This is a genomic window from Streptomyces sp. SPB162, from assembly GCF_029504575.1.
Lineage (GTDB): Bacteria > Actinomycetota > Actinomycetes > Streptomycetales > Streptomycetaceae > Actinacidiphila.
The window spans coordinates 2,660,233-2,684,796 of record NZ_JAQFII010000001.1; the positions used below are offsets into that span (position 1 = coordinate 2,660,233).

Here is a 24,564-nt window from a genome sequence, read left to right on the forward strand (position 1 = left end):
AGATGCGAAATCCGCCCGGTGATCCACCGGGGAGTGGATCAGTTGTCGTCGCCGAGCACCGGTTCCGGCAGTGTGCCCGCGTTGTGCTCCAGCAGGCGCCAACCGCGCGCGCCCTCGCCCAGCACCGACCAGCAGCAGTTCGACAGACCGCCGAGGGCTTCCCAGTTGCCCGATTCGAGCCCCAGCAGCCGGCCGATCGTGGTGCGGATCGTCCCGCCGTGGCTGACCACCACGAGAGTGGCGCCGTCGGCCAGCTTGTCGGCCTCGCCCAGCACCACGGGAGCCGCCCGGTCCGCGACCTCGGTCTCCAGCTCACCGCCGCCGCGCCGCACCGGCTCGCCGCGCTTCCAGGCCGCGTACTGCTCGCCGTGCGCCGCGACGATCTCCTGGTGGGTCAGGCCCTGCCAGTCCCCCGCGAACGTCTCGCGCAGCCCCTCGTAGTGGGTCACGCCGAGGCCGGTCACGGCGGCCAGTTCGGCGGCCGTCGCCGAGGCGCGCCGCAGGTCGGAGGCGATGATCGCGGCCGGTTCCAGGGCGCCGAGCAGCCTGGCCGCGCGCCGGGCCTGGGCGATACCGTCCGCGGTCAGCGGGATGTCGGTACTGCCCTGGAAGCGCTGCTCCAGGTTCCACTCGGTCTGGCCGTGCCGCCAGAGGACGATGCGGCGGCCGCGGCCCGTGGTGTGCCCGTTCAGCTCAGGTCTCCGTCCGCCTCGGCGGCGTACAGCTTCGCGTGCTCCTCGCCCTTGCCACGGGTGGCGACGGCGTCGGCGGGCAGCTCGATCTCGGGGCAGTCCTTCCAGAGCCGCTCCAGGGCGTAGAAGACACGCTCCTCGGAGTGCTGCACGTGGACCACGATGTCGATGTAGTCGAGCAGCACCCAGCGGCCGTCGCGCTCGCCCTCGCGGCGCACCGGCTTGGTGCCCAGCTCCTTGAGGAGCGCCTCTTCGATACCGTCGACGATGCCCTTGACCTGCCGGTCGTTCGGGGCCGAGGCCACCAGGAACGCGTCGGTGATGGAGAGGACGTCGCTGACGTCGTAGGCGATGATGTCGTGCGCGAGCTTGTCGGCGGCGGCCTGCGCGGCGGCCTTGATGAGCTCGATGGAGTGGTCAGTGGCGGTCACAGGTGAGGCTTTCGGGTCGAGGGCGTGTCTCTCCAGGGTCTCACGCCCCACGGACAGCCCCCGACCCGTTATTCGTCAGGCCTGGTCAGGCCCCCTGAGCGGGCTCCCGGCCGGTCCCGGCCCGCCGCTCAGGGGGTGTCAGCCCTCGATGTCAGCCCTTGTAATCCTTGCCGAGGACGACCGTGATGTCCGCATTGGCGGCGACCGTCCCCTTCTTCACCGCGCCCGCCGGCAGCCCCAGGGTCTTCGCCACGTCGTCCGCCGCCGCCTTGCGGGCGTCGTCGGCGTAGAGCACCTCGGAGGCCGGCTGCGACTTCGGCGCCGTGCCGCCCGCCACGTAGGTGTACGAGCCGCCGTTCAGGATCGCGGCCTGGGCCAGGCCCGCCGCCTTCTTGTCACCGGAGGCGTCCTTGATCAGCACCCTGGCCTGGGCCGAGGCCCCGGCGTTCTTGACGGTGCCGCCCAGTACGTCCTTCACGACGCTCGCGGTCGCCTGCTCGCTCAGTGTGCCGTTCGGCTGCACCGGCAGCAGCGCGGTGCTGTAGGAGCCCTTCTTGGCCTGGTCCGCGAGCTGCGCCAGCGAGGCGCCCAGGGCGTTGGCGGGCAGCGAGGGGTCCGGGATCGAGTTCAGCGCCTCGACGGTCTTCGTCGCGGCGGCCGCGTCGGCGGGCATCTTCGTCAGGACGGCCTGCATCACCTGGCCGAAGCGGATGAGCTGCTTGGCCTGTGCCTCGCCCGTGCCGCGGTGGGTGGCGTACGCGACGGCCGCCTGGCCGTTCAGCTCCTGCGCCTTGCCCTGGTTGACCAGGACCTTGCCCGCGTCCTTCTGCTTCCCGTTCACCGCCGTGTCGGTGTCCACGGTGACTCCGCCGAGGGACTCGACGAGGATCTCCAGATACGGGGTGTCCAGCCGCCAACTGCCCTTGATGTCCGAACCGAGCAACGTGTTCAGCGCCTGCCGGGTCGGCTCCTGGCCCTGGTCGATCTGCTTGCCGAGCGTGGTCGCGCCGCCGTCGTCGGTGCTGAGCGAGAGCGCGTTCGGCAGCAGCACCGTGGTGCCCTTGCCGGTGGTCTGGTTGGCGACCAGCAGCGCCGTGGAGGACTCCGAGCCGTCCACCGGCCGCAGGTTCACCACGATCACGTCGCGCTTCTGGCCGCCCGCGCCCGACGCCGCCGTGTTCTTGCCGGGGGCGTCGAGGCCGGGGATCCGACCGGTCTTCCAGAGGTACCCGGTGCCGCCGACGAGCGCCACCACAACGAGCAGGATGAGTGCGATCTTGCGCTTGCGGCCGCGCCGCTTGCGCTCGTCACGGCGCTCGGTGCGGGACTCCGAGAACTTCAGCCAGTCGATGACCTCTTCCGACTCCTCGTCGTCCTCGTCGACGAAGGCGAACTGCTCGGTGTGGTAGTCCTCCCCCGGCTGCCGCCGCGGCGTCGGTACGGCCTCGGGCCCGGGTGCCTGCGCGGGCACCGGGGCGGCCGGCGGCGCGGCGGGTTCCCCGTAGTACGGCTGAGCGGCCGGCGCGCCGTACTGCGGCTGCTGGTACTGCGGCGCCTCCTGGTACGGCTGCTGCAGGGGCTGCGGCTGCGCGTACTGGGGGTCCGGGTACGGCTGCTGCTGCGGGATCCAGCCCTGCTGCCGGCCGTCGTACGTCTGGGCCGGATCCGCGTAGTACGGGTCGGCGTACCCGGGCTGCTGCTGCTGCGGTGGGACGGGCCGCTGCTGCTGCGCGGGCTGCCGGCCGGGCCGCTGCTCCGGCTGCTGTGCGTACGGGTCGTATCCGTACTGCTGCTGGTAGTAAGGGTCCTGGGGCGCGGGCGGGTCCTGCGGGGTGTACGGGTCCTGACCGTTCTCAGGATCTCCCTCGGCGTATTGCCAACGGGGGTTTGCGTCGTCCACGAGGACCCCTTCACTGCGATGCGTCCGCTACCCGTCGTCCCGGTAGAGCTTGCGTTTGTCGATGTAGCGGACCACCCCGTCCGGCACCAAGTACCAGACCGGATCGCCCTTGGCCACTCTCTGGCGGCAGTCCGTCGACGAGATCGCCAGCGCCGGGATCTCGACCAGCGAGACCCCGCCTTCCGGGAAGCCCGGGTCCGCCAGGGTATGCCCGGGACGCGTCACCCCGATGAAGTGCGCCAGGGAGAAGAGCTCTTCGGCGTTGCGCCAGGAGAGGATCTGGTTGAGCGCGTCCGCACCGGTGATGAAGAAGAGGTCGGCGTCCCGGTGCTCGTCGCGCAGGTCCCGCAGGGTGTCGATGGTGTAGGTCCGGCCGCCGCGGTCGATGTCGATGCGACTCACCGAGAACTGCGGGTTCGACGCGGTGGCGATCACCGTCATCAGGTAGCGGTCCTCGGGCGGCGAGACCGGCTTGTCGGCCTTCTGCCACGGCCGGCCGGTCGGCACGAAGACGACCTCGTCGAGCTGGAACAGGCTCGCCACCTCGCTGGCGGCGACCAGGTGACCGTGGTGGACGGGATCGAACGTTCCGCCCATCACGCCGATCCGCTTCTTCGCGCTCCCAGGCATCGCGGAGACTAGTCCCGGTTGAAGCGGGTCGTGATCCACAGCAGGAGCAGCAGCGCGAACAGCGCGCCACCGCCCGTGAGATAGGGGCTGAGGCTCTCGTGGTTCCCCCCGCCCGACTCCTCGGCGAGGGTGGTCAGTGCGGTGGCTGCGTATGACGTCATGGTCGGCAGGACCTTTGCGGTTTCGGGGACGGACGGGAAGACTCACGCACATCGTACGGGCGGGCCCTGTGGAACTTAGCGCAGGCTCCGCGCGTCCAGAGTATGTACCGGTTGGCTAACAGGGGGTTGGGTCACTATGTCCGTGCCGAACGATCCGAGCGACTCCACGGAGTCCAGTGGCGGTGCCGCGAAGGTGCCCAGCCGCACGCGAAAGCGCTTCCCTGGTATCTCCTCCAGGGCGTACGAGCACCCTGCCGACCGGTCCGCGCTGGTCGCGCTCCGCAAGCTGACCGGGTTCGACACCGCCTTCAAGGCGCTCAGCGGACTGCTCCCCGAGCGCTCGCTGCGACTGCTGTTCCTCTCGGACTCCGTCCGGGTGAGCGACCAGCAGTTCGCGCACCTGCACACCATGCTGCTCGACGCCTGCTACATCCTGGACCTGGAGAAGGTCCCGTCGATGTACGTCACGCAGGACCCGCAGCCGAACGCGATGTGCATCGGCATGGACTCGCCGATCATCGTGGTCACCACCGGCCTCGTCGAGCTGCTGGACGAGGAGGAGATGCGCGCGGTCGTGGGCCACGAGGTGGGCCACGCGCTCTCCGGCCACTCGGTCTACCGCACCATCCTGCTGTTCCTGACGAACCTGGCCGTGCGGGTCACGTGGATCCCGCTGGGCAACCTGGCGATCCTGGCGATCGTCACCGCGCTGCGCGAGTGGTTCCGCAAGTCGGAGCTGTCGGCCGACCGGGCCGGGCTGCTGGTCGGACAGGACCTGCAGGCGTCGATGCGCGGGCTGATGAAGATCGCCGGCGGCAACCACCTGCACGAGATGAACGTGGACGCGTTCCTGCAGCAGGCCGACGAGTACGAGTCCGCGGGCGACCTGCGCGACTCCGTCCTGAAGATCATGAACGTGCTGCCGCGCAGCCACCCGTTCACCACGGTGCGCGCCGCCGAGCTGAAGAAGTGGGTCGCCGGCCGCGACTACCAGCGGTTGATGGACGGGCACTACCCGCGCAGGAGCGAGGACAAGGACACCTCGGTCACCGACTCCTTCAAGGAGTCCGTGAACCACTACGCGGAGAACGTCAAGACCAGCAAGGACCCGCTGATGGGTCTGATACGCGACATCTCCACGGGCGCCGGCGACATCGGCGGCAAGTTGCGCGACAAGTTCACCGGCCCGGGTGGTACGGGTGGCGCAAGCGGCACCCGTACCACCACCAAGGAGCGCCCGGCGGACACGGCGCAGGACGGCCCCGAGGACGGTCCGGAGCAGGGCCCGCGCGCGGAGTGACGGCGGATCCGCGGACGGGACCGGCCGCGTCGGTCTAGGCCGTGTCTGACACATACCGGCGTCCGCCCGGAGGGCGGGGCGGCCCGGGGCGTCTGGTGCGTGCGATCGCACGGCGGAGGGTTGCCCCTGTACTGGACGTACCGGGGCGGGCCCGACAACTGGGGCCCCTCCCAGCGGTAGCTGGGGGAGAGCGCGCGTGCCAGGCGTCCCGGGCCAGGCGGGATGTGTCAGACACGGCCTAGGGAGCCGCTGAGGACGTGACGGAGGGCGCCGCCGGGGAACCGGTGGCGCCGTCCCTCAGCGCCGCGCACACCGAGGCGGCCGGACGGTCGCGGTCGTAGGGATCGGCGGCGGTCGGGCCCTGCGGCGACTGGCCGGCGAGCAGTGGCCGGAAGTAGTCGGCGGCCCCGGCCGTGCAGGACAGCGGCCCGGCGGCGACATCGGCCTGCACGACCTCCAGGTGATGGTCGCGCAGGTCGTCCCGGCCGAACCGGAAGCGCATCTCGCGCCGCACGGTGAAGAGCGAGGTCTTGCCGCCCGGCCCCGCCCCGGGCCCCGTGACGCCCTGTACGGCGTACACGAAGGTGTGGTCGGCGAGGACCTCCAGTCGGCCGTCACCGACCTGGGCCACGGTGATCGTCCCCCTCACCCGTACCTTCGGGTCGGCCAGCCGTACCAGGGCCGGGTCCAGCCGCACCAGCCAGCCGGTCGCCGCGTGCAGCCCGTCGTTGACCGGGGCGCTCAGGCTCCGGTCGAACTGGTCGACCTGGCCGGGGTCGATCAGATCCCGGACGGCGCGCACACCGCCGCCCGTCAGCGCTTCCGGATCGAGCGCCGAGGCGACCAGGTACTGCTGGGTGATGCCGAGCGCCTGGATCACCTGGCCCTCGGTGAAGTCCCCGACGCGGCGCGCGGTGGGCAGCGGAATGCCCTCGGCACCGGCCCGGTAGTGCGCGGCCGGATCGTTCGCGTACAGCGCCTTCTCGTTCACAGCCGGTACCGGGCCCGGGGGCACCAGCGGTATCAGGGTGATCCGCAGCGGCTCCACCTCGGCCGCACCCGAACTGCTGTACGGATGGCGTAGGCCCAGGTAGATCGCGGTGCCGAAGGCGACCGCGATGAGGACGACCAGGATCAGGGCCTGGCGCGGAGCGCCGGCGGGCCACATATGGCGGACGCGCACCGCCCGGGAAGCCCCGTCCAGGCGCTCGCGGGCCGAGTACTCCTGGATACGGGCAGCACGAACGAACGACTCGTCGAAGACGACGGATCGATACTCGTCCTCACCACCTCCCGGGACTCCCTCAGGGGCGCCCTCAGGAGGGTCTCCAGGACCGGCCATACCACAAGGTTAAGTCTCCGGAGGCACATATAAACGCTGAGATACGCGACAACTTCTGACAGCAGCTCAGGGGAGCGGGGTCGCGGCCACCGGAGGAAGGGTCTGGCTGCCCACCCGGCCGCTCGACGGCGGCGCCGGTACGGCCGGCTGGCGGCCGCCCCCGGCGCCCCGGTACACGGCCGCGAAGGTCAGCGCCACCACCCCGATGCCCATCAGCACGGCCAGCAACCAGGCCAGCGAGCGGTGCCAGCGGACACTGCCGCCGCGGTAGGGACGGCCTTCGGCCATTTGGACGTGCTGCAGATACAGATCGTCCGACTCACTGGTGTCGTACCGGGCGGGATCGGCCGGTACGGACCCGGCGCCGGACATGCTCTCGGCCTCGGCACGGGCCCGCGCGGCCGCGAGCATGCGCTGTCGCGCGGTGGGCTCGTGCACGGGCGCGGACCGTACGAAGTCCTCGTCGAAGACCATGGATGCGAACTCGTCATCATCCGGCATCCGACCAGGGTAGTCCCGGCGACGACGCTTTGGGCAGGGAGCGGATGAAATACGCTGTCCGCCCGCCCAGTTGGCCCTGTGCACGGACCGGCGCGCTACCGGATGTGGCCGTCGCCGGTCACGATGTACTTGGTCGACGTCAGCTCCGGCAGGCCCATCGGGCCACGGGCGTGCAGCTTCTGGGTGGAGATCCCGATCTCCGCGCCGAAGCCGAACTCGCCGCCGTCGGTGAACCGCGTCGAGGCGTTGACGACGACCGCGGCCGCGTCCACCAACTGGGTGAAGCGGCGGGCCGCCGGCTGCGAGGTGGTGACGATCGCCTCGGTGTGCCCGGACGACCAGAGCCGGATGTGGTGGACGGCCGCGTCCAGCGAGTCGACGACCCCGGCCGCGATGTCATAGCTCAGGTACTCGGTCTCCCAGTCCTCCATGGTCGCCGGGACCACGGTGGCCTTGGATCCGGTCCGCTCGGCCAGCGCCAGCACCCGCTCGTCGCCGTGCACCGTCACCCCGGCCTCCGCCAGCGCCGCCAGCGCCAGCGGCAGGAACGCCTCGGCGACGTCCTGGTGCACCAGCAGGGTCTCGGCGGAGTTGCAGACGCTGGGACGCTGTGCCTTGGAGTTGATGAGCACCTCCACCGCCATCGGGAGGTCGGCCTGCGCGTCCACGTAGACGTGGCAGTTCCCGGTACCGGTCTCGATGACCGGCACCGTCGACTGCTCGACGACCGTCCTGATCAGCGAGGCTCCGCCGCGCGGGATGAGGACGTCGACCATGCCGCGGGCCCGCATCAGCTCCGTGACGGACTCCCGGCTCTCGCCCGGGACCAGCTGCACCGCGTCGGCCGGCAGTCCGGCACCGCCGACGGCGTCCCGCACCACCTTCACCAGCGCCTCGTTGGACGCGTACGCGGAGGACGAACCGCGCAGCAGCACCGCGTTCCCGGACTTCAGGCACAGCGCCGCCGCGTCGACGGTCACGTTCGGCCGGGCCTCGTAGATGATGCCGACCACTCCGAGCGGCACCCGCACCTGGCGCAGGTCGAGCCCGTTCGGCAGCGTCGAGCCGCGGACGACCTCGCCGACCGGATCCGGCAGGCCCGCCACGTCGCGTACGTCGGCGGCGATGGCCGCGATCCGCTCGCGGGTCAGTGTCAGCCGGTCGATGACCGTCTCGCTGCTCCCGGCCGCCCGCGCCCGCGCCACGTCCAGGGCGTTCGCCTCGACGATCTCCTTCGTCCGCACCACCAGCGCGTCCGCGATGGCGAGCAGCGCGTCGTCCTTCGCCGAGCGCGGCAGCGGCGCCAGGTCGGCGGCGGCGGCCCGGGCCCGGTAGGCGGCCCGCAGCACGGCGGACTCGGGCAGGGGGGAGGGCAAGGAGGGGGCGTCGTGGCTGCTGCTCATACCCGGCAGCCTACGGCGACCTCCCCGGACGGCGGGACGCGATTCCGGCCGTTGAGACGCCGCTGGGGCCTGTCCCGACCCCTCGGACCGTTCCGCCCGGCCGGAGCGGGGCCCGGGGCCGGGCGGGGAGTGCCTCCCAGAGCACTGGGTCGTGTCTGACACATACCGGCGTCCGCCCGGAGGGCGGGGCCCGGGGCGTCTGGTGCGGGCGATCGCACGGCGGAGGGTCGCCCCTGTACTGGACGTACCGGGGCGGGCCCGACAACTGGGGCCCCTCCCAGCGGTAGCTGGGGGAGAGCGCGCGTGCCAGGCGTCCCGGGCCAGGCGGGATGTGTCAGACACGGCCTAGAAAGGGTGGACCCCGACGGGCACCGCCGGCGCCGGGCCGTAGCCCTCGGAGATGCGCTGGTGATAGGTCTCACGGTCGATCACTTCGAGACCGACCGTCTCCCACGGCGGCAGTTTGGCCGTCGAGCGGTGCTCGCCCCACAGGCGCAGCGCGATGGCCGCGGCGTCATGGAGGTCGCGGGCCTCCTCCCAATACCTGATCTCGGCGTGATCATCGGCATATCTGCTGGTCAGCAGGAACGGGTGATCGTGCGCGAGCTGCTCCAGCGCGCGTCTGACCTCCGGCAGCGGGGCCTCGGGCCCGGAGACGCTGAGCGTGACGTGCCAGAGCCGGGAGCTGGTACGCGCTTCCGGCTGATGCTCCGCGCTGGTATCCACTCCGCTGTCGACGCTGACCAGTGCCCGTTCGGTCGTCCCCCGGGGGAGCGAACCTGGGCGCCCTCGTCTCACCGGCGGCCTCCCTGTGGCGTTCTGCTTTGCGAGCGCCGCCCGTCCCCGCGGCGGTATTGGCGACTCCTCCGCTTCAAAGTTGACCAGGGTGCGGGCTACCGCGGGGGCGTTTTCGACAAGAAGTCCCCGACTGGGTCTGCCGGACCGGTTCTCGGCTCAGTGCTGGTGCAGCACGACGAGGTCGTCACGGTGCACGACCTCGCGCTCGTAAGCGGGTCCGAATTCGCGGGCGAGGTCGTGCGTCGAGCGGCCGAGCAGCCGCGGCACTTCCCTGGCGTCGAAGTTGACGAGCCCCCGCGCGACGGCCCGGCCGGACTCGTCGAGCAGGTCGACCGGGTCGCCGGCCACGAACTGCCCCTCGACGCCGGTCAGTCCGGCCGGCAGCAGCGATGTGCGGCGCTCCGTGACGGCCTTGACCGCGCCCGGGTCCAGGCGCAGCGCGCCACGCGGGGTGGAGGCGTGGGCGAGCCACAGCAGCCGGTCCGCGGACCGCTTGCCGGTGCGGTGGAACAGCGTGCCGGTGACGCGTCCCGCGAGGGCGTCGGCGGCGTGGCTGGCGGAGGTGAGGACGACCGGGATGCCGGCGGCGGCCGCGATCCGGGCGGCCTCGACCTTGGTGACCATGCCGCCGGTGCCGACCCCGGCCTTGCCCGCGCTGCCGATCGTCACGCCTTCGAGGTCGGCGGGTCCCGCCACCTCGTCGATGCGGGTGGCGCCCGGTGAGCGCGGGTCGCCGTCGTACAGGCCGTCCACGTCGGACAGGAGCACCAGCAGGTCGGCGCGGACCAGGTGGGCGACGAGGGACGCCAGCCGGTCGTTGTCCCCGAAGCGGATCTCGTCGGTGGCGACCGTGTCGTTCTCGTTGACGACCGGCACCGCGCCCATGACGAGCAGCTGGTCCAGCGTCCGGTAGGCGTTGCGGTAGTGGGCGCGGCGGCTGATGTCGTCGGAGGTCAGCAGCACCTGCCCGACCCGGACCCCGTAGCGCGCGAACGACGCGGTGTACCGCGCCACCAGCAGTCCCTGGCCGACGCTGGCGGCGGCCTGCTGGCGGGCCAGGTCGCGCGGGCGCCGGTCGAGGCCGAGCGGGGCGAGGCCCGCCGCGATGGCGCCGGAGGAGACCAGCACGATCTCCTTCGCCCCGTCGCCCCGGGCCGTGGCCAGCACGTCCACCAGCGCGTCGACGCGGTCCGCGTCCAGCCCGCCGGAGGCCGTCGTCAACGAGGACGAACCGACCTTGACCACGACCCTGCGGGCCTCCACCACGTCCTGCCGCGCCGCTGCCACGTACGTCCCCTGTGCTCGCCTGTTCCTGTCGGTCCGCCTGCCCCGATCCCGTGCAATCTACGTGATCCGGGGCACCGCGCGGCCGGCCGTATCGCGCCCTGGACACCCGCGCGGCCGGCCCGCCGGGGCGACGGATCAGCCCTGCGCCGCCGGATGCCGCAGCCGCCAGCCGGCCCACGCCGAGGTGACCATCCGGCGGACGTCGTACCGCGCGGACCAACCGAGCTCCTTGTTGATCAGCTCCGCCGAGGCGACGACCCTGGCCGGGTCGCCGGCGCGGCGCGGCAGGGTCTCCGGTGCCAGGTCGGTGTGCCCCGACACCTCGCGGATGAGGTCGATCATCTCCGCCACCGACACGCCCTCACCGGTGCCGATGTTGAGCGTCAGGGACGCCGAGGGGTCGGCCGTCAGCCGCCGCGCCGCGGCCACGTGAGCGGAGGCGACGTCCTCGATGTGGATGTAGTCGCGAACGCAGGTGCCGTCCGGCGTCGGGTAGTCGTCACCGAAGATCAGCGGGGGCTTTCCCTGGTCCAGCCGCTGGAACACCATCGGCACCAGGTTGAGGATCCCCGGGTCGCCGAGCTCGGCGGAGGCGGCGCCCGCCACGTTGAAGTAGCGCAGCGAGGCGGTGGCCATGCCGTGCGCCCGGCCCACCGCGGCGACCATCCACTCGCCCGTGAGCTTGGTCTCGCCGTAGGGGCTCATCGGGTCGCACGGCGTCCGCTCGGTGACCAGATCGACGTCCGGCATGCCGTAGACCGCCGCGGAGGAGGAGAAGAGGAAGCGGCTCACCCCGGCGTCGGCGGCGGCCTCCAGGACCGTCTGCAGGCCGACGACGTTCTCCCGGTAGTAGTGCAGCGGGCGCTCCACCGACTCGCCGACCTGCTTCTTCGCGGCGATGTGCACGATCCCGCTCACCGCGTGGCGGGCCAGGACACTGTCGAGCACCGCCCGGTCCAGCACCGAGCCCCGCTCCAGGGGCACACCGGCGGGCAGTCGCGCGGCGTCGCCGGTGCTGAGATCGTCGAGGACGACCACCTGTTCACCGCTTTCGACAAGCGCCTTGACGACATGCGATCCGATATATCCGGCCCCGCCGGTGATCATCCAGGTCATTCCGTCAGTCTAAGTCGGTGAGTAGCCATGCGATAAACTCGGAGTGAACCCTCAGCAGGCTGCGCTCCCCTGGAGCAGGACCTCGGTTCGTTGTTTCCCGCCACGGAAAGGTTGTCCTGACCCATGGTCCCTCGGCTCTCGGTGGTAGTGCCTATTTACAACGTCGAGACGTTTCTCGAGGAGTGCCTCGAGTCGCTCGCCGGTCAGACGCTCCGTGAGCTCGAAGTCATCATGGTCAACGACGGTTCGACGGACGGCAGCGGCGAGATCGCCACCGCTTTCGCGGCCCGCGACCCGCGGTTCCGCCTCGTCGAACAGACCAACGGCGGCCTCGGGCACGCCCGCAACACCGGTGTGCGCAACTGCACCCCGGGGGTGGAGTACCTCACGTTCGTCGACAGCGACGACATCATCCCGGACTACGCGTACGAGCACTTCCTGTCGACGCTGGACGAGACGGGATCGGACTTCGCGTCGGGCAATGTGTTCACGCTGGACTCGAAGGGCACCGCCCAGTCCGCCATGCACCGCAACGCCACGGCGTCGACGCGGTTGAAGACGCACATCACGCGGGACCCGGCGCTCATCGCCGACCGGCTCGCCCCCAACAAGGTGTTCCGCCGCACCTTCTGGGACACGTACGCGATGGAGTTCCCCGAGGGCGTGCTCTACGAGGACACCCCCCTGACGGTCCCGGCGCACTTCAGGGCCCGCAGCGTCGACATCCTCGGTGAGCCCACGTACTACTGGCGCCAGCGCGAGGGCGGCGCGGCACCGTCCATCACCCAGCGCCGCACCGAGTTGAAGTCGGTGCGCGACCGCGTGGCCGCCGTCGATTCCGTCAGCCGGTTCCTCGCCGCGCAGCCGGGCAAGGAGTACCGCAAGTACAAGCGCTGGTACGACGAGACGGCGCTCGCCAGCGACATCCGGATCTTCATCAACGTACTGCCGGACGCCGACCAGGAGTTCCGCGAGCTCTTCATGAAGGTCGCCTCGGACTTCCTGAGCCGGGTGGATCCGCGCGCGCTGGAAGCGCTGCCGGCCCTCATGCGGCTGAAGTGGCACCTGATCCGGCACGGCAAGCTGGACGAGCTGCTCGAGGTCCTGTCGTACGAGAAGAAGGAGACCGGCGCGTCCCTGCCGGTCGTCCGGCGGTTCCGCCGCTACGGCAGGTTCCCCTTCTTCGGCAACCGCACCGTGGGTGTGCCGAAGCACGTGTACCGCCTCAAGCAGGAACTCGCCCTGCGCACCAAGGTGTCCTCGATCGCCTGGCACGGCGACGAACTGAAGATCGAGGGTTTCTCCTACGTCAGCAACCTGAATGTCCACAAGCGGCGGATGTCGCTCAAGGTCATCGCGTTGCGGAACAGCAAGTCCCGACGCACGCTGGTCATTCCGGCGCGTACGGTATTCCGCCCCGAGGCCACGTCGACCTCCGGCCAGAACCGCTATTCATACGACTGGTCCGGCTTCGAACTGACGGTCAATGCGCAGAAGCTGAAACAGCGCGGCCACTGGAACGAGTCCACCTGGCGCTTCGCGATCGGCAACCTCAGCCGCGGCCTGCTGCGCAAGGGCGCGCTGAATCCCGGCGCCTTCGGCTCCGGCACCCACCCGCCGGTGCACTACGTCGACGCCGAGACCCGGATCGTCCCGCTCTTCATCGGCGGCCGGCTGCGGCTGCGGGTGGAGAAGGTCCGCGCCCGCGTCACCGGGCACGAATTGACCGACAGGATCCTCGAGATCCGCGGGGTCGCGTCCGGGAAGCTCACCGAGGGCAGCGTGCTGAGCGTGCAGCACCTCAAGACCCCGAGCTCGCACCAGTACCCGCTGGAGATCACCGGCGGCGCCGCCCAGGGCCAGACGGCGTTCTCCGTGCGGATCCCGCTGGACGACATCGTCGGCGGCCGCATGACGGAGGTCGCGCTGTCCTCGGTCAAGGCACCGGACAGCGAGACCTGGCGCACCGAGATCGTCGTTCCCGGTGAGGCCAAGTCGCGCCAGCTGATCGCCGACGACGACCTGGCGCCGGGCCGCTACCCGCTTCCGCCCTCCGCCTCGGGGCTCCCCCGCGAGCTGGCCCTGCACCGCAACGCGCCGGGCTACCTGCTGCTGAGCGACCGCGTCGTCCGGCCCGTCGTGGACCGTCTGACCTGGCAGTCGGACGGCTCGCTGCTAGTCGAGGGCGAGTGCCCGACCAGCGCCACCGACCCGGCGAACCTGGTGCTGATGCACCGGGCGCACCACGAGGAGAAGCTCTTCCCGGTGGCGGTTGAGGACAACCGGTTCTCCGCCACGCTGACCGTGCACGCCGTCCCGGGCATGGCGGGCAACCTGCCGCTGCGTCCCGGCCGCTGGAACCTGGTGTTCCAGAACTCGGTGGAGGGCAGCGAGCGCACCCCGGTGGTCATCAGCCCCGCGCTGATCGACGACCTTCCCGCCGAGACCATGGTCGCCGGCCGCAAGTACGTCGCGGCCGCGCACTCCTACGACCGGCTGGCGCTCGAGGTCACCGCGTCGCTGCGGACCGACGAGCAGGGCCCGTACCGGCAGCGCCAGCTGCGGACGCAGTTCTACCCCGAGGCCCGCACCCGGCCGCTGCGCGAGTCCGTGCTGTACGACAGCTACACGGGCAAGCAGTTCTCCGACTCACCGCGCGCGGTCTTCGAGGAGCTGGTGCGGCGCGGTGACGACCTGGAGCACCTGTGGGTCGTCCGCGACGAGCAGGTGGAACTGCCGCCGGGCGCCAAGGCCGTCCGCATGTGGGGCCGCGAGTGGTTCGAGGCGCTGGCCCGCAGCCGGTACATCGTCACCAACGCGCACCTGCCGTACTGGCTGAAGCGGCGGCCGGGCCAGGTCGTCGTCCAGGCCTGGCACGGCACCCCGTTGAAGAAGATCGGCCACGACATCGAGGACGTCCAGTTCACCAACGGGCGGTACCTGGAGAACGTGGCGAAGGAGTCGAAGAGCTGGAGCTTCATCGTCTCCCCCAACCGCTTCAGCACGCCGATCCTGAAGCGCGCGTTCGCGTTCGAGGGTGAGCTGCTCGAGGCGGGCTACCCGCGTAACGACATGCTCTACGCGCCGGAGCGCGACGAGATCGCCGAGCGCGTACGGACCCGCATCGGGCTCCCCGCGGGCAAGAAGGTCGTGCTCTACGCCCCGACGTGGCGCGACGACCAGTACTACGGCCCCGGCCGGTACAAGCTGGACCTCCAGGTCGACCTGGTGAAGGCCAAGCAGGAGCTGGGGGACGACTTCGTGCTCCTGGTCCGGCGCCACCCGAACGTGGTGGACACGGTGCCGGGCGCGGGCGAGGGCTTCGTCTGGGACGTCTCGGAGTATCCGGAGATCGGCGAGCTGTTCCTCGCCGCGGACGTTCTCATCACGGACTACTCGTCGCTGATGTTCGACTACGCGAACACCGGCCGCCCGATGCTGTTCTTCACCTACGACCTGGCGCATTACCGCGACCAACTGCGCGGTTTCTACTTCGACTTCGAGAAGGAGGCCCCCGGGCCGCTGATCTCCACGTCGGACGAACTGATCGCGTCGCTCAAGGACCTGGACGCGGTGACGGAGCGGTACGAGGACGCCTACAAGAAGTTCCAGGGCGTCTTCTGCGACCTGGACGACGGCCACGCCGCAGGCAGGGTCATCGACCGCATGCAGGAGCTGGCCAAGGAGGAGTGACCTCCCGCCACAGCTGCGAAAGGGCGGCCATCCCCTCGGGGTGGTCGCCCTTTCGGGTGAATCCGCGAGGCGTCAGCGGCCGAGCAGCCTGCGCAGTCGGGCCTGGGCGACCACGCGGGCGCCCCGCAGCCCGCCGGCGACCCGCAGCACCAGTGCCCGGCCGCCGGTGATGTGCGTCTGGACCAGCAGCACCCGGCCGGTGCGGCGCACCACGATGCTCCGCCGTGGCACCTGGCTCCTGGCGGCACGCACCTCCACCGGGGTCGCGGCGCCGTCCGCGTAGCGGATCTCGGCCCGCACGCTCCACACGCCGAGCTCCCCGGAGCAGGCCAGCGAGCCGGTCGACAGCCGCACCTCGGCGGTCCAGCCGTCGCCGTCGGAGACCAGCGGCGCCTCCACGCCGACCGCGGGACGGCAGCCCGACCGCTCCTCCAGCGCGACGTGGACGGTGCGCGGGCCGAGCTCCGCGAGCCGGCCGTACAGGTCGTGCACCCGCAGGCTCAGCCGGGTGCTGCCGCCCGTCCTGACCCGCCCGTCGACGGCCACCGGCAGTTCGGTGGTGGTCAGCAGGCCGAGGCCGGTGGGCGGCGAGGCCGGGTCGTACGGCGGGATGAGCCGGGGCGGGCGGGCGGTCAGCTCCACCAGCCGGCCGGGGTCGGACGGCTCGGGCGCGGCCAGGATCGACTCGGCGATCCAGCGGGAGACGACGCCCGCGCGGGCGATCCCCTCGGGGTCGAACGACGTCAGGTACTCACGGGTGATCCGCCACCAGTCGGCCACGTACTCCCGGTCGCGCTGCGGGAGTTCACGCAGGTACAGCGGCAGGTCGTAGTCGCAGAACTTGGCCTGCGCGTGCAGCGCCAGTTCGTCGCGCCCGGCGGAGCGCAGCACGTCGACGACGCCCCGGTGGGCGGTCACCCGGGACTGCCAGTTCCTGACGGCACCGCGGCTCAGCGAGATCGACAGCTTCGCCGCCTGCCGGCGCACCTGCCAGAGGTAGACGGGCTCGTCGGTCACGGCCAGCCGCGGGTCGGCGGCGTACACCCGCGCGGTGAAGACGAAGTCCTCGTAGTGGAAGGGGCCGTCCGGGAAGGTGATGCCGTGCTCCTCCAGGAACGCCCGGCGGTAGAGCTTGTTGACCGAGAGGGTGTCCCACAGCATGCCGGGCCGGCCTTCGATCCCCTCGATCACCGTGCCGGGCAGCTCGGCGCCCGCCGAGCGGTCGTAGAGCAGCGGGGCCCAGACGGTGGTCGCGCCGTCCGGCAGCTCCACCCGCAGGCACTGACCGGCGACGACATCGGCACGCAGTTCCTCGGCGACCGGCAGCAGGGCCTTGACCGCACCCGGCGGCAGGACGTCGTCACTGTCCAGGAACATCACGTACGGGGAGGCGGCGGCGGCCATGCCGTCGTTGCGGGGCGTCCCGCACCCCCCGCTGTTCGTCTCCCGGGACAGGATCCGCAGTCGCGGATCCGCGGTGAGCGGCATCAAGGCGTCGAGCGTGCGGTCCGTCGAGCAGTCGTCGACGACGATCACCTCGCCCACGTCCGGGCCCTGGGCGAGCGCGGACTCGACGGCGCTCACGATGCGGGAGGCGTCGTTGTAGACGATCACAACGATGCTGACGTGTCCCATAGCCGACCCCATGTCGCTGCCCATCAGGAGATCTTCTCATCCGGCACCGCTGGACGGCCCCCTCGGAACGCTTGTCTCCGCGCTCTTCAGGGGCCGTTCGGAAGGCTCCTCAGATTACTCAGAATGCTTCGAAATCGTCGAACTCCTGCTGAGCGTCATCCTTGTCACTCTTGTCGCGACGGCGGTTGACGGCCGGGCGCGGCGGGTCGAAGCGGTGGTCCTCGCCGCGGCGGCCGAGCATCTCCGCTCCGGCGGCCATCGTCGGCTCCCAGTCGAAGACGACCGCGTTCTCCTCCTCGCCGATGATGATCTCGTCGCCCGCCTGGGCGCCGGCCTTGACCAGCCGCTCCTCGACGCCGAGGCGCGAGAGCCGGTCCGCGAGGTAGCCGACGGCCTCGTCGTTGGAGAAGTCGGTCTGCCGCACCCAGCGCTCCGGCTTCTCGCCGCGCACGCGGTAGGAGCCGTCCTCCTCGGTGACGGTGAAGCCGGCGTCGTCCACCGCGACCGGGCGGATGACGACGCGGGTCGACTCCTGCGCGGGCTTGGCGGCGCGGGTCTCGGCGACGATCTTCGCCAGGGCGAACGACAGCTCGCGCAAGCCCAGCCGGGACACGGCCGAGACCTCGAAGACCTGGTAGCCGCGGGCCTCCAGCTCGGGGCGGATGATGTCGGCGAGGTCCTTGCCGTCCGGCACGTCGATCTTGTTCAGCACGACGATGCGCGGCCGGTCGCCCAGGCCGCCGTACTCGGCCAGCTCGGCCTCGATGACGTCCAGGTCGGTGACCGGGTCGCGGTCGGACTCCAGCGTGGCGGTGTCCAGGATGTGCACGAGCACGGAGCAGCGCTCGACATGCCGCAGGAACTCCAGGCCCAGACCGCGGCCCTGGCTGGCGCCCGGGATCAGGCCGGGGACGTCGGCGATCGTGTAGACGATCTCGCCGGCGGTGACCACGCCCAGGTTCGGGACCAGGGTGGTGAAGGGGTAGTCGGCGATCTTCGGCTTGGCGGCCGAGAGCACCGAGATGAGCGAGGACTTGCCCGCGCTCGGGTAGCCGACCAGGGCCACGTCGGCGACGGTCTTGAGCTCCAGGACGATGTCCCGGGACTTGCCGGGCTCGCCGAGCAGCGCGAAGCCGGGCGCCTTGCGGCGGGCCGAGGCCAGCGCCGCGTTGCCGAGGCCACCGCGGCCGCCCTGGCCCGCGACGAAGGTGGTGCCCTGGCCGACGAGGTCGGCCAGCACATTGCCGTCCCGGTCCAGCACCACGGTGCCGTCCGGCACCGGCAGGACCAGGTCCTGGCCCTCGGAGCCGGTGCGGTTGCCGCCCGCGCCACCCTTGCCGTTGGTGGCCTTGCGGTGCGGGGTGTGGTGGTAGTCGAGGAGCGTGGTGACGTCCTGGTCCACGACCAGGATCACATCGCCGCCACGGCCGCCGTTGCCGCCGTCCGGACCGCCGAGCGGCTTGAACTTCTCCCGGTGAACGGAGGCGCAGCCGTGGCCTCCGTTACCCGCGGCGACATGCAGCTCGACGCGGTCCACGAAGGTGGTCATACGGATTGCCTCCAGATAAATACGGGATTGTCTCAGTACTAACGCACCAAGGGCGGACCCTCTTCCCGCGCGCCGTGCGCGTCGGGGAAGTGGGATCCGCCCTCAGTGGTGTGCTGTGTTCGTTGCGGAGCCGTATTAGACGGCGGCCGGAACGATGTTCACTACCCTGCGGCCACGCGCGGTGCCGAACTCGACCACACCGGCGGCGAGGGCGAACAGCGTGTCGTCCTTGCCACGGCCCATGTTCGAGCCGGGGTGGAAGTGCGTGCCACGCTGGCGGACGATGATCTCGCCGGCGTTGACGGCCTGGCCGCCGAAACGCTTCACGCCGAGAAACTGAGCGTTGGAGTCACGTCCGTTACGAGTGGACGATGCACCCTTCTTGTGTGCCATGTCTTCTCAGTCCCTTACTTCGCAGCCGTGGGGATACCGGTGATCTTGATCGCCGTGTACTGCTGACGGTGACCCTGACGACGGCGGTAACCGGTCTTGTTCTTGTACCGCAGGATGTCGATCTTGACACCCTTGTGGTGGTCCACGATCTCAGCCGCGACCTTGATCCCGGCCAGGACCCACGGGTCGCTGGTCACGGAGTCGCCATCGACGACGAGGAGCGTCGAGAGCTCGACCGCGTCGCCCACCTTGCCGGTGGAAATCTTGTCAACCTCGACGACATCGCCAACGGCCACCTTGTGCTGGCGGCCGCCGCTGCGCACGATTGCGTACACGCGGAACTCACTCTCAAGCTAGATCGGGTACTCCTGAAGCCAGCCATCCCTGTCCTGCATTGGGGGGCCTCTCCCGGCGGACCGGGAGGGATTTGCTCAGGAGCGGGCGCAAAAACGCCGAAGGCCAAGGCTACGGGGCCCGTGGCGCAGGGTCAAACCGGGTGGCCGGGAGGCCGGCGGCCGTAGTGCGGAAGGGCGGGCCCGAACGCTCCGGGCCCGCCCTCCACCGTCTCAAGACGGCCTGTCACACCAGCTGTTGGCCTACCGCCGACCTACTCGCCGTCGGCCACGGCGGTCTTCTTGGTCGCCGCCTTCTTGGCCGGTGCCTTCTTCGCGACGGTCTTCTTGGCCACCGTCTTCTTCGCCACGGCCTTCTTAGCCGCCGGCGCCTTCTTCGCGGCCGCCTTGCGCGGCGCCCGCTTCTTGGGCTCCGCGACCGTCTCGTCGGCCGCGGCGGCCTCCTGGACGGCCGCTGCGGGCTCGGCAGCCTCGGCGGCCGGCTCGGTGCCGACGACGACCACCGCGGCGCCCTCGGCCGCCGGAGCGGCCACCTCACGGGTCGCACGGCGGCGGGCCCGGGGCGGGGCGGCGGAGGGAGCGGGCTGCGCCGCCTCCACAGCTTCCGCGACCGGCTCCGGCGTCTGCTCGACGACGGGGGTGGCCTCGACCACGGTGACGGGCTCGCCCTCGGAGGAGGCCGGGGAGCCCGCCGGGGCGCTCACCTTGCGGGTGGCACGGCGGCGCGTACGGCCCGGGGCCGGCGCCTCCGCGACCGGTTCGGCCACGGGGACCGGTTCGGCGACCGCCACCGGTTCCGGCTCGGGCTCGACGACCGGTGCCGGGGCCTCGGCGGCGGGCTCGATCACGAACTCGATCACCTCGGCGGCCGGCGCCTGCCGGTCCGCGTACGGCGCGCCCGCCGGGGCGGTCGCCTTGCGGCTCGCCCGACGGCGGCCGCGACCACGCGTCGCCGCGGCCTCCGCCTCGGCGGCGCTGCTGAACCACTCGTCGTCGGTCGCGACCGTCGGCACCAGTTCGGCCTCGGTCACCGCGACGGGCTCCAGCTCGGGGTACTCGTCCGCGTCCTCGTGCGCCTCGTACTCGTCGTTCTCGGTGTCGTTCTCGACATCGTGCTCGTGCGTGTGCTCGTCGCCCGCACCGACGCCGCCCTTGCCGCGGCGCTTGCGCTTGCCGCCGCCACCGGTGGTCGTCGCCTGGTCCATGTGGACGATGACGCCGCGGCCGTTGCAGTGCACGCAGACCTCGGAGAACGACTCCAGCAGCCCCTGGCCGACCCGCTTGCGGGTCATCTGCACCAGACCGAGCGAGGTGACCTCGGCGACCTGGTGCTTGGTCCGATCCCGGCCCAGGCACTCCAGCAGACGGCGCATGACGAGGTCGCGGTTGGACTCCAGGACCATGTCGATGAAGTCGATGACGACGATGCCGCCCAGGTCGCGCAGCCGCAGCTGGCGCACGATCTCCTCGGCCGCCTCCAGGTTGTTCCTGGTGACGGTCTCCTCGAGGTTGCCGCCCTGGCCGGTGAACTTGCCGGTGTTGACGTCGACGACGATCATCGCCTCGGTCTTGTCGATCACCAGCGACCCGCCGGACGGCAGCCAGACCTTGCGGTCCAGCGCCTTCAGCAGCTGCTCGTCGATCCGGTACGTCGCGAAGACGTCGACCTCGGAGGTCCACCGGGTGAGCCGGTCCGTCAGGTCGGGGGCGACCTGGTGGACGTACTCGTGGATGGTGCCCCACGCCTCGTCACCGCTGACGATGACCTTGGTGAAGTCCTCGTTGAAGATGTCGCGGACGACGCGGACGGTCATGTCCGGCTCGCCGTAGAGCAGCGTCGGGGCGTTGCCGCCCTTGGCGCGCTGCTGGATGTCGTCCCACTGCCCCTGCAGCCGGTCGACGTCGCTGCGCAGCTCCTCCTCGCTCGCACCCTCGGCCGCGGTGCGCACGATGACGCCCGCGTCCTCGGGGACGATCTTCTTGAGGATGGTCTTCAGCCGGGCGCGCTCGTTGTCGGGCAGCTTGCGGCTGATGCCGGTCATCGAGCCCTCGGGCACGTAGACCAGGTAGCGGCCGGGCAGCGAGATCTGGCTGGTGAGGCGGGCGCCCTTGTGGCCGATCGGGTCCTTGGTGACCTGCACCAGGACCGACTGGCCGGACTTCAGCGCGCTCTCGATCCGGCGCGGGCCGTGGCCCATGCCGAGCGCCTCGAAGTTGACCTCACCGGCGTACAGCACGGCGTTGCGGCCCTTGCCGATGTCGACGAAGGCGGCCTCCATGGACGGCAGCACGTTCTGGACCTTGCCCAGGTAGACGTTGCCGACGTACGAGGTGGCCTGCTCCTTGTTCACGTAGTGCTCGACGAGGACGTTGTCCTCCAGCACGCCGATCTGGGTGCGCTCACCGCTCTGCCGGACGACCATGACGCGCTCGACGGCCTCGCGGCGGGCCAGGAACTCGGCCTCGGTGATGATCGGGACGCGGCGGCGGCCCTGCTCACGGCCCTCACGGCGGCGCTGCTTCTTCGCCTCCATGCGGGTGGAGCCCTTGATGGACGTCACCTCGTCGAAGCCGGTGCCCAGGCTGGGCTCGGCCTTCGCGGCGCGCGGCTCACGGACCTTGACGACCGTGCGCTCCGGGTCGTCGGCGACGGTGCCGTCGTCCCCGCCCGAGTCACCGCTGCGGCGACGGCGGCGACGCCGGCGACGGCTGCTGGTGGAGCCGTGCTCGTCGTCGTCCGAACCGCCGTCCGACGCCTCGGCGTCGTCCTCGGCGTCGTCCTCGTGCTCGTCGTCCTCGGCGGACTGCTCGTCACCGTCGGCGGACTCGCCACGACGGCGGCGGCGGCCACCCCGGCGGCGGCGGCGCGACGGGCGGTCGTCCGACTCGTCGTCGTCCTCGTCGGACACGCTCTCCTCGGCCACCGCGTCGGCGGGCTCGTCCTCGACCTCGACCTCGACGGCCGCGGCTTCCGCCACGACGTCCTCGGCCGGTGCGCCGCGGCGACGGCGACGGCGGCGCGAACCGCCCTCCTGCTCGTCGTCCTCGTCACGGGAGCGGACGACCGGGGCCTGCGGCTCCTCCTGGACCGGCTCGGCCGCGACCGGCGCGGTGACGGGCTCGGCGGCCTGGAAGACCGGGGGCTGGAAGACCATCGTCGGCGGGCGCACGGCACGGCGGCGGCCACGGGTCGGCGCCGGCTCGGCCGGAGCCTCCTCGGGCTCGACGGCCGCCGGTGCGGGGGCCTGAACGGGCTCGGCGGGCTCGATGGCGGACTCGACGGGACGCGGGGTCTCGACGGCCTGCTCGGCGGCGACGGCGCGCTTGCGGGTGCGGCGGTTGCGGGCCGGGGCCTCCGCCTCGGGTGCCTCGGCCACGGTCTCCTCGACGGGGGCGGGCTGCGGGGCGGCCTCCGCGGTGCCCTTCCGGGTCGCACGGCGGGCGGCGCGCGGCGCGACGGGCGCCTCGGCCTCCTCCTCGTCGTCCACATCGGGCTGCGCGGCCGGTGCGGCCTGCGCGAAGGCGTCGTCCTTCGGTGCGAGCGCGCCCGGCTTCAGCCGGCGGGCGCCGTCGCTCCCGGCCGACGAGGCCGAGGGAGCGGAGGGAGTGGCGCGCTTGCGGGAGGAGCGGCGGCCACGGCCCGGGGCCTCGGCCTCGGAGGCGGCGGGGGGCGCCGCGACGGGGGCCGGGGCGGCGACGGGCGCGGGGGCGGCGGGCGCCTCCTCGACGAACTGCGGAGCCTGGGCGGGCGCGGCGACCTTGCGGGTCGCACGGCGGCGGGCCCGGGTCGGGGCCGCCGGGTCGACGACCGGCTCGGCCGGTGCCTCGACGGCGGCCGGAGCCTCGGGCTCGGCCAGAGGCGCCTCCTGGACCGCCTGCGGGGCCTCGGACGGCGCGGTGACCTTACGGGTCGCACGACGGCGGGCACGCGGCGGCGCGGCGGAGGTGTCCGGGGCGTCGGCCGCTTCGGCGGGGACCACCGCGGGGGCCTCGGAGGCCGCGGTCAAGGGGGTCTCGACGGCGTCGGGGGCCGCGGGAGCGGCGGCCGGGGCCGTCACCTTGCGGGTGGCACGGCGGCGGGCGCGCGGCGGTGCGGCGGAGGTGTCGGCGTCCTCCACGGGCGCCGGGCTCGCGCCCGGGGCGGCCTCGTCGGCGGAAGCGGCCGGTATGGCCGGCGCGGCGGGCGGACCCGCCGGGCGCGAGACGGCACGGCGGCGACGGCGGGGGGCCGTCGCTTCTTCGCTGGATGCGGCGCCGTTGTCCGGCGCCTCGTTGGGCTCGTTGTGATCGAGCATTCGGGCAGTGCTCCCGTCATGCTCCCGGGCGCCGCGCTCTGTTCCGGTGGCGGCGGGCCACGACGTCGGTCGTAGTGCCGCTGTCCGGGGGCGCGGGCGCCGCACGGGAGCTGTTGTCTCGCTCGTCCGCACGTCTGTGACGGGCCGACGAAAGTCTTATGAGGTCAGCGTCGCCGGGCCCGGGTGGCTCCCTGGCGCGTCGGCAACACGTCGACGGCGTTCCTACGCGGAAGCTTCCCCAGCCTTCGGCGGGGAGTCCCCACTCGGCACCGCCGCGGCGTCGCGATCTGGCGCGAGCGGGTCGGTGACCGTCCCGGACTCTTCGTGGAGCGGCCCCTGCGCCAGCCTGGTCACCGCAGCGGGGACCGGCGGCGCGAGGTCGGCCGTCACACGGAGGCCGGACAGGACGTCGTCGGGTCGCACGGCAGGTGTCAAGTGCCGAACAACTAGCCGCAGTATCGCACAGGCGACACGCTCGGGCCTATCGGCACCCTGTTCGAGCGCGTCGACCGGCAGCACTTCGAGCCGGGTGACGGCGTCGCGCGCGTCGAAAGCGCGCATGCCGTTCTTCGTCTTCCGTTCGACCTCGACGGTCTCGGCGGCGAGGAAGAGCGCGACCGCGCGCTCCGCCTCGGCCGGCTCGACGCCGTCGAGCCGCAGCTGCCACACGGAGGCCTGCAGCCGCTCGGCGAGGCCGGAGGTACGGGCCTCCACCGCTTCGGTGATGTCGAGCCCGGTGGGCAGCGACTCGTCGAGCAGCAGCCGCAGCTTCTCGGGGTCGCGGACCTCAGTGAGGCCGATCTCCAGGTACTCGGCCTCGCTGCCGACGCCGGTGGGCGCGGCGTTCGCGTACGAGACCTTGGGGTGCGGGGTGAAGCCCGCCGAGTACGCCATGGGCACCTCGGCGCGGCGAAGTGCCCGCTCGAAGGCGCGCTGGAAGTCGCGGTGACTGGTGAACCGGAGGCGGCCGCGCTTGGTGTAGCGCAGGCGGATGCGCTGCACCGTCGGTGCGGGCGGTGGGCCTTCGGGCTGTCGCTTGCCCAGTGTCGTTCAGTCCCTCGTACGTCTGCGGGGGCCTTGTCGGG

The 24,564-nt window shown here is 71.7% G+C and carries 19 protein-coding genes; 2 read left to right on the top strand and 17 right to left on the bottom strand.

The window, feature by feature from the left end; all coding sequences use genetic code 11:
- Positions 1 to 38: 38 nt before the first annotated feature.
- The 5 genes from M2266_RS12225 to M2266_RS12245 form a co-directional block, all read right to left on the bottom strand.
- A complete protein-coding gene (locus tag M2266_RS12225; RefSeq protein ID WP_277441169.1) occupies positions 39 to 692 on the bottom strand; it encodes a histidine phosphatase family protein in 654 nt (217 codons plus the stop codon).
- Positions 689 to 1,123 carry a ribosome silencing factor gene (rsfS, locus tag M2266_RS12230; RefSeq protein WP_138353142.1) on the bottom strand — a complete coding sequence of 145 codons (435 nt, stop codon included), beginning with the start codon at positions 1,121 to 1,123 and terminating at the stop codon, positions 689 to 691. The genes M2266_RS12225 and rsfS overlap by 4 nt, the downstream gene beginning before the upstream one ends.
- A gap of 151 nt (positions 1,124 to 1,274) precedes the next feature.
- Positions 1,275 to 3,023: an LCP family protein gene (locus tag M2266_RS12235; RefSeq protein WP_277438229.1), complete on the bottom strand. Its 1,749-nt coding sequence runs from the start codon at positions 3,021 to 3,023 to the stop codon at positions 1,275 to 1,277.
- A 27-nt stretch (positions 3,024 to 3,050) separates the two neighbouring features.
- Positions 3,051 to 3,653: a nicotinate-nucleotide adenylyltransferase gene (gene nadD / locus M2266_RS12240; RefSeq protein ID WP_277438230.1), complete on the bottom strand. Its 603-nt coding sequence runs from the start codon at positions 3,651 to 3,653 to the stop codon at positions 3,051 to 3,053.
- Positions 3,654 to 3,661: 8 nt separating this feature from the next.
- Positions 3,662 to 3,814, bottom strand: a complete 153-nt coding sequence (locus M2266_RS12245) for a hypothetical protein (protein WP_277438231.1) — start codon at positions 3,812 to 3,814, stop codon at positions 3,662 to 3,664.
- A gap of 142 nt (positions 3,815 to 3,956) precedes the next feature.
- Between M2266_RS12245 and M2266_RS12250 the strand changes: the two genes are divergently transcribed.
- A complete protein-coding gene (locus M2266_RS12250; protein ID WP_277438232.1) occupies positions 3,957 to 5,114 on the top strand; it encodes a M48 family metallopeptidase in 1,158 nt (385 codons plus the stop codon).
- 238 nt (positions 5,115 to 5,352) lie between these two features.
- Here the strand turns inward: M2266_RS12250 and M2266_RS12255 are convergent, their stop codons facing one another.
- From M2266_RS12255 to galE, 6 genes are all read right to left on the bottom strand, one after another.
- The gene (locus M2266_RS12255; protein WP_277438233.1) at positions 5,353 to 6,456 is read right to left on the bottom strand and encodes a hypothetical protein; all 1,104 of its coding nucleotides are present in this window, start codon (positions 6,454 to 6,456) and stop codon (positions 5,353 to 5,355) included.
- Between the two features lie 66 nt (positions 6,457 to 6,522).
- Positions 6,523 to 6,957, bottom strand: coding sequence for a hypothetical protein (locus tag M2266_RS12260; RefSeq protein ID WP_277438234.1), 435 nt, complete (start codon positions 6,955 to 6,957; stop codon positions 6,523 to 6,525).
- A gap of 95 nt (positions 6,958 to 7,052) precedes the next feature.
- Complete coding sequence (locus M2266_RS12265) at positions 7,053 to 8,360, bottom strand: glutamate-5-semialdehyde dehydrogenase (RefSeq protein ID WP_277438235.1); 1,308 nt, start codon at positions 8,358 to 8,360, stop codon at positions 7,053 to 7,055.
- 345 nt (positions 8,361 to 8,705) lie between these two features.
- Positions 8,706 to 9,158 carry a hypothetical protein gene (locus tag M2266_RS12270; protein ID WP_277438236.1) on the bottom strand — a complete coding sequence of 151 codons (453 nt, stop codon included), beginning with the start codon at positions 9,156 to 9,158 and terminating at the stop codon, positions 8,706 to 8,708.
- Between the two features lie 156 nt (positions 9,159 to 9,314).
- Positions 9,315 to 10,445 (bottom strand): glutamate 5-kinase, encoded by a 1,131-nt coding sequence (gene proB / locus M2266_RS12275; RefSeq protein ID WP_277438237.1) that lies wholly within the window; start codon positions 10,443 to 10,445, stop codon positions 9,315 to 9,317.
- Positions 10,446 to 10,580: 135 nt separating this feature from the next.
- Positions 10,581 to 11,561 carry a UDP-glucose 4-epimerase GalE gene (gene galE, locus M2266_RS12280; protein ID WP_277438238.1) on the bottom strand — a complete coding sequence of 327 codons (981 nt, stop codon included), beginning with the start codon at positions 11,559 to 11,561 and terminating at the stop codon, positions 10,581 to 10,583.
- Between the two features lie 123 nt (positions 11,562 to 11,684).
- Here galE and M2266_RS12285 point away from each other — a divergent pair, with 123 nt between their 5' ends.
- Positions 11,685 to 15,254: a bifunctional glycosyltransferase/CDP-glycerol:glycerophosphate glycerophosphotransferase gene (locus tag M2266_RS12285; protein WP_277438239.1), complete on the top strand. Its 3,570-nt coding sequence runs from the start codon at positions 11,685 to 11,687 to the stop codon at positions 15,252 to 15,254.
- 72 nt (positions 15,255 to 15,326) lie between these two features.
- On the opposite strand, the gene M2266_RS12290 is transcribed toward M2266_RS12285, so the two are convergent.
- The 6 genes from M2266_RS12290 to M2266_RS12315 form a co-directional block, all read right to left on the bottom strand.
- Positions 15,327 to 16,889 (bottom strand): glycosyltransferase family 2 protein, encoded by a 1,563-nt coding sequence (locus M2266_RS12290; protein WP_277438240.1) that lies wholly within the window; start codon positions 16,887 to 16,889, stop codon positions 15,327 to 15,329.
- Between the two features lie 118 nt (positions 16,890 to 17,007).
- Positions 17,008 to 18,438: a GTPase ObgE gene (gene obgE / locus M2266_RS12295; protein ID WP_277438241.1), complete on the bottom strand. Its 1,431-nt coding sequence runs from the start codon at positions 18,436 to 18,438 to the stop codon at positions 17,008 to 17,010.
- A 135-nt stretch (positions 18,439 to 18,573) separates the two neighbouring features.
- Positions 18,574 to 18,831: a 50S ribosomal protein L27 gene (rpmA, locus tag M2266_RS12300; RefSeq protein ID WP_277438242.1), complete on the bottom strand. Its 258-nt coding sequence runs from the start codon at positions 18,829 to 18,831 to the stop codon at positions 18,574 to 18,576.
- A gap of 14 nt (positions 18,832 to 18,845) precedes the next feature.
- Entirely contained in the window at positions 18,846 to 19,166 is a 321-nt protein-coding gene (gene rplU, locus M2266_RS12305) for a 50S ribosomal protein L21 (RefSeq protein ID WP_269276019.1), read from the bottom strand.
- A 272-nt stretch (positions 19,167 to 19,438) separates the two neighbouring features.
- On the bottom strand, positions 19,439 to 23,479 hold the full coding sequence (locus tag M2266_RS12310) for an Rne/Rng family ribonuclease (RefSeq protein WP_277438243.1): 4,041 nt from the start codon (positions 23,477 to 23,479) through the stop codon (positions 19,439 to 19,441).
- A 222-nt stretch (positions 23,480 to 23,701) separates the two neighbouring features.
- Positions 23,702 to 24,481 (bottom strand): TIGR03936 family radical SAM-associated protein, encoded by a 780-nt coding sequence (locus tag M2266_RS12315; protein ID WP_277438244.1) that lies wholly within the window; start codon positions 24,479 to 24,481, stop codon positions 23,702 to 23,704.
- Positions 24,482 to 24,564: the final 83 nt, after the last annotated feature.

Bases quoted from the DNA above. Each gene is read 5' to 3' on its own strand.
- nadD (WP_277438230.1), bottom strand. From the start codon at position 3,653: ATGCCTGGGAGCGCGAAGAAGCGGATCGGCGTGATGGGCGGAACGTTC.
- M2266_RS12245 (WP_277438231.1), bottom strand. From the start codon at position 3,814: ATGACGTCATACGCAGCCACCGCACTGACCACCCTCGCCGAGGAGTCG.
- M2266_RS12255 (WP_277438233.1), bottom strand. From the start codon at position 6,456: ATGGCCGGTCCTGGAGACCCTCCTGAGGGCGCCCCTGAGGGAGTCCCG.
- M2266_RS12260 (WP_277438234.1), bottom strand. From the start codon at position 6,957: ATGCCGGATGATGACGAGTTCGCATCCATGGTCTTCGACGAGGACTTC.
- M2266_RS12265 (WP_277438235.1), bottom strand. From the start codon at position 8,360: ATGAGCAGCAGCCACGACGCCCCCTCCTTGCCCTCCCCCCTGCCCGAG.
- galE (WP_277438238.1), bottom strand. From the start codon at position 11,561: ATGACCTGGATGATCACCGGCGGGGCCGGATATATCGGATCGCATGTC.
- M2266_RS12285 (WP_277438239.1), top strand. From the start codon at position 11,685: ATGGTCCCTCGGCTCTCGGTGGTAGTGCCTATTTACAACGTCGAGACG.
- M2266_RS12290 (WP_277438240.1), bottom strand. From the start codon at position 16,889: ATGGGACACGTCAGCATCGTTGTGATCGTCTACAACGACGCCTCCCGC.
- obgE (WP_277438241.1), bottom strand. From the start codon at position 18,438: ATGACCACCTTCGTGGACCGCGTCGAGCTGCATGTCGCCGCGGGTAAC.
- rpmA (WP_277438242.1), bottom strand. From the start codon at position 18,831: ATGGCACACAAGAAGGGTGCATCGTCCACTCGTAACGGACGTGACTCC.
- M2266_RS12310 (WP_277438243.1), bottom strand. From the start codon at position 23,479: ATGCTCGATCACAACGAGCCCAACGAGGCGCCGGACAACGGCGCCGCA.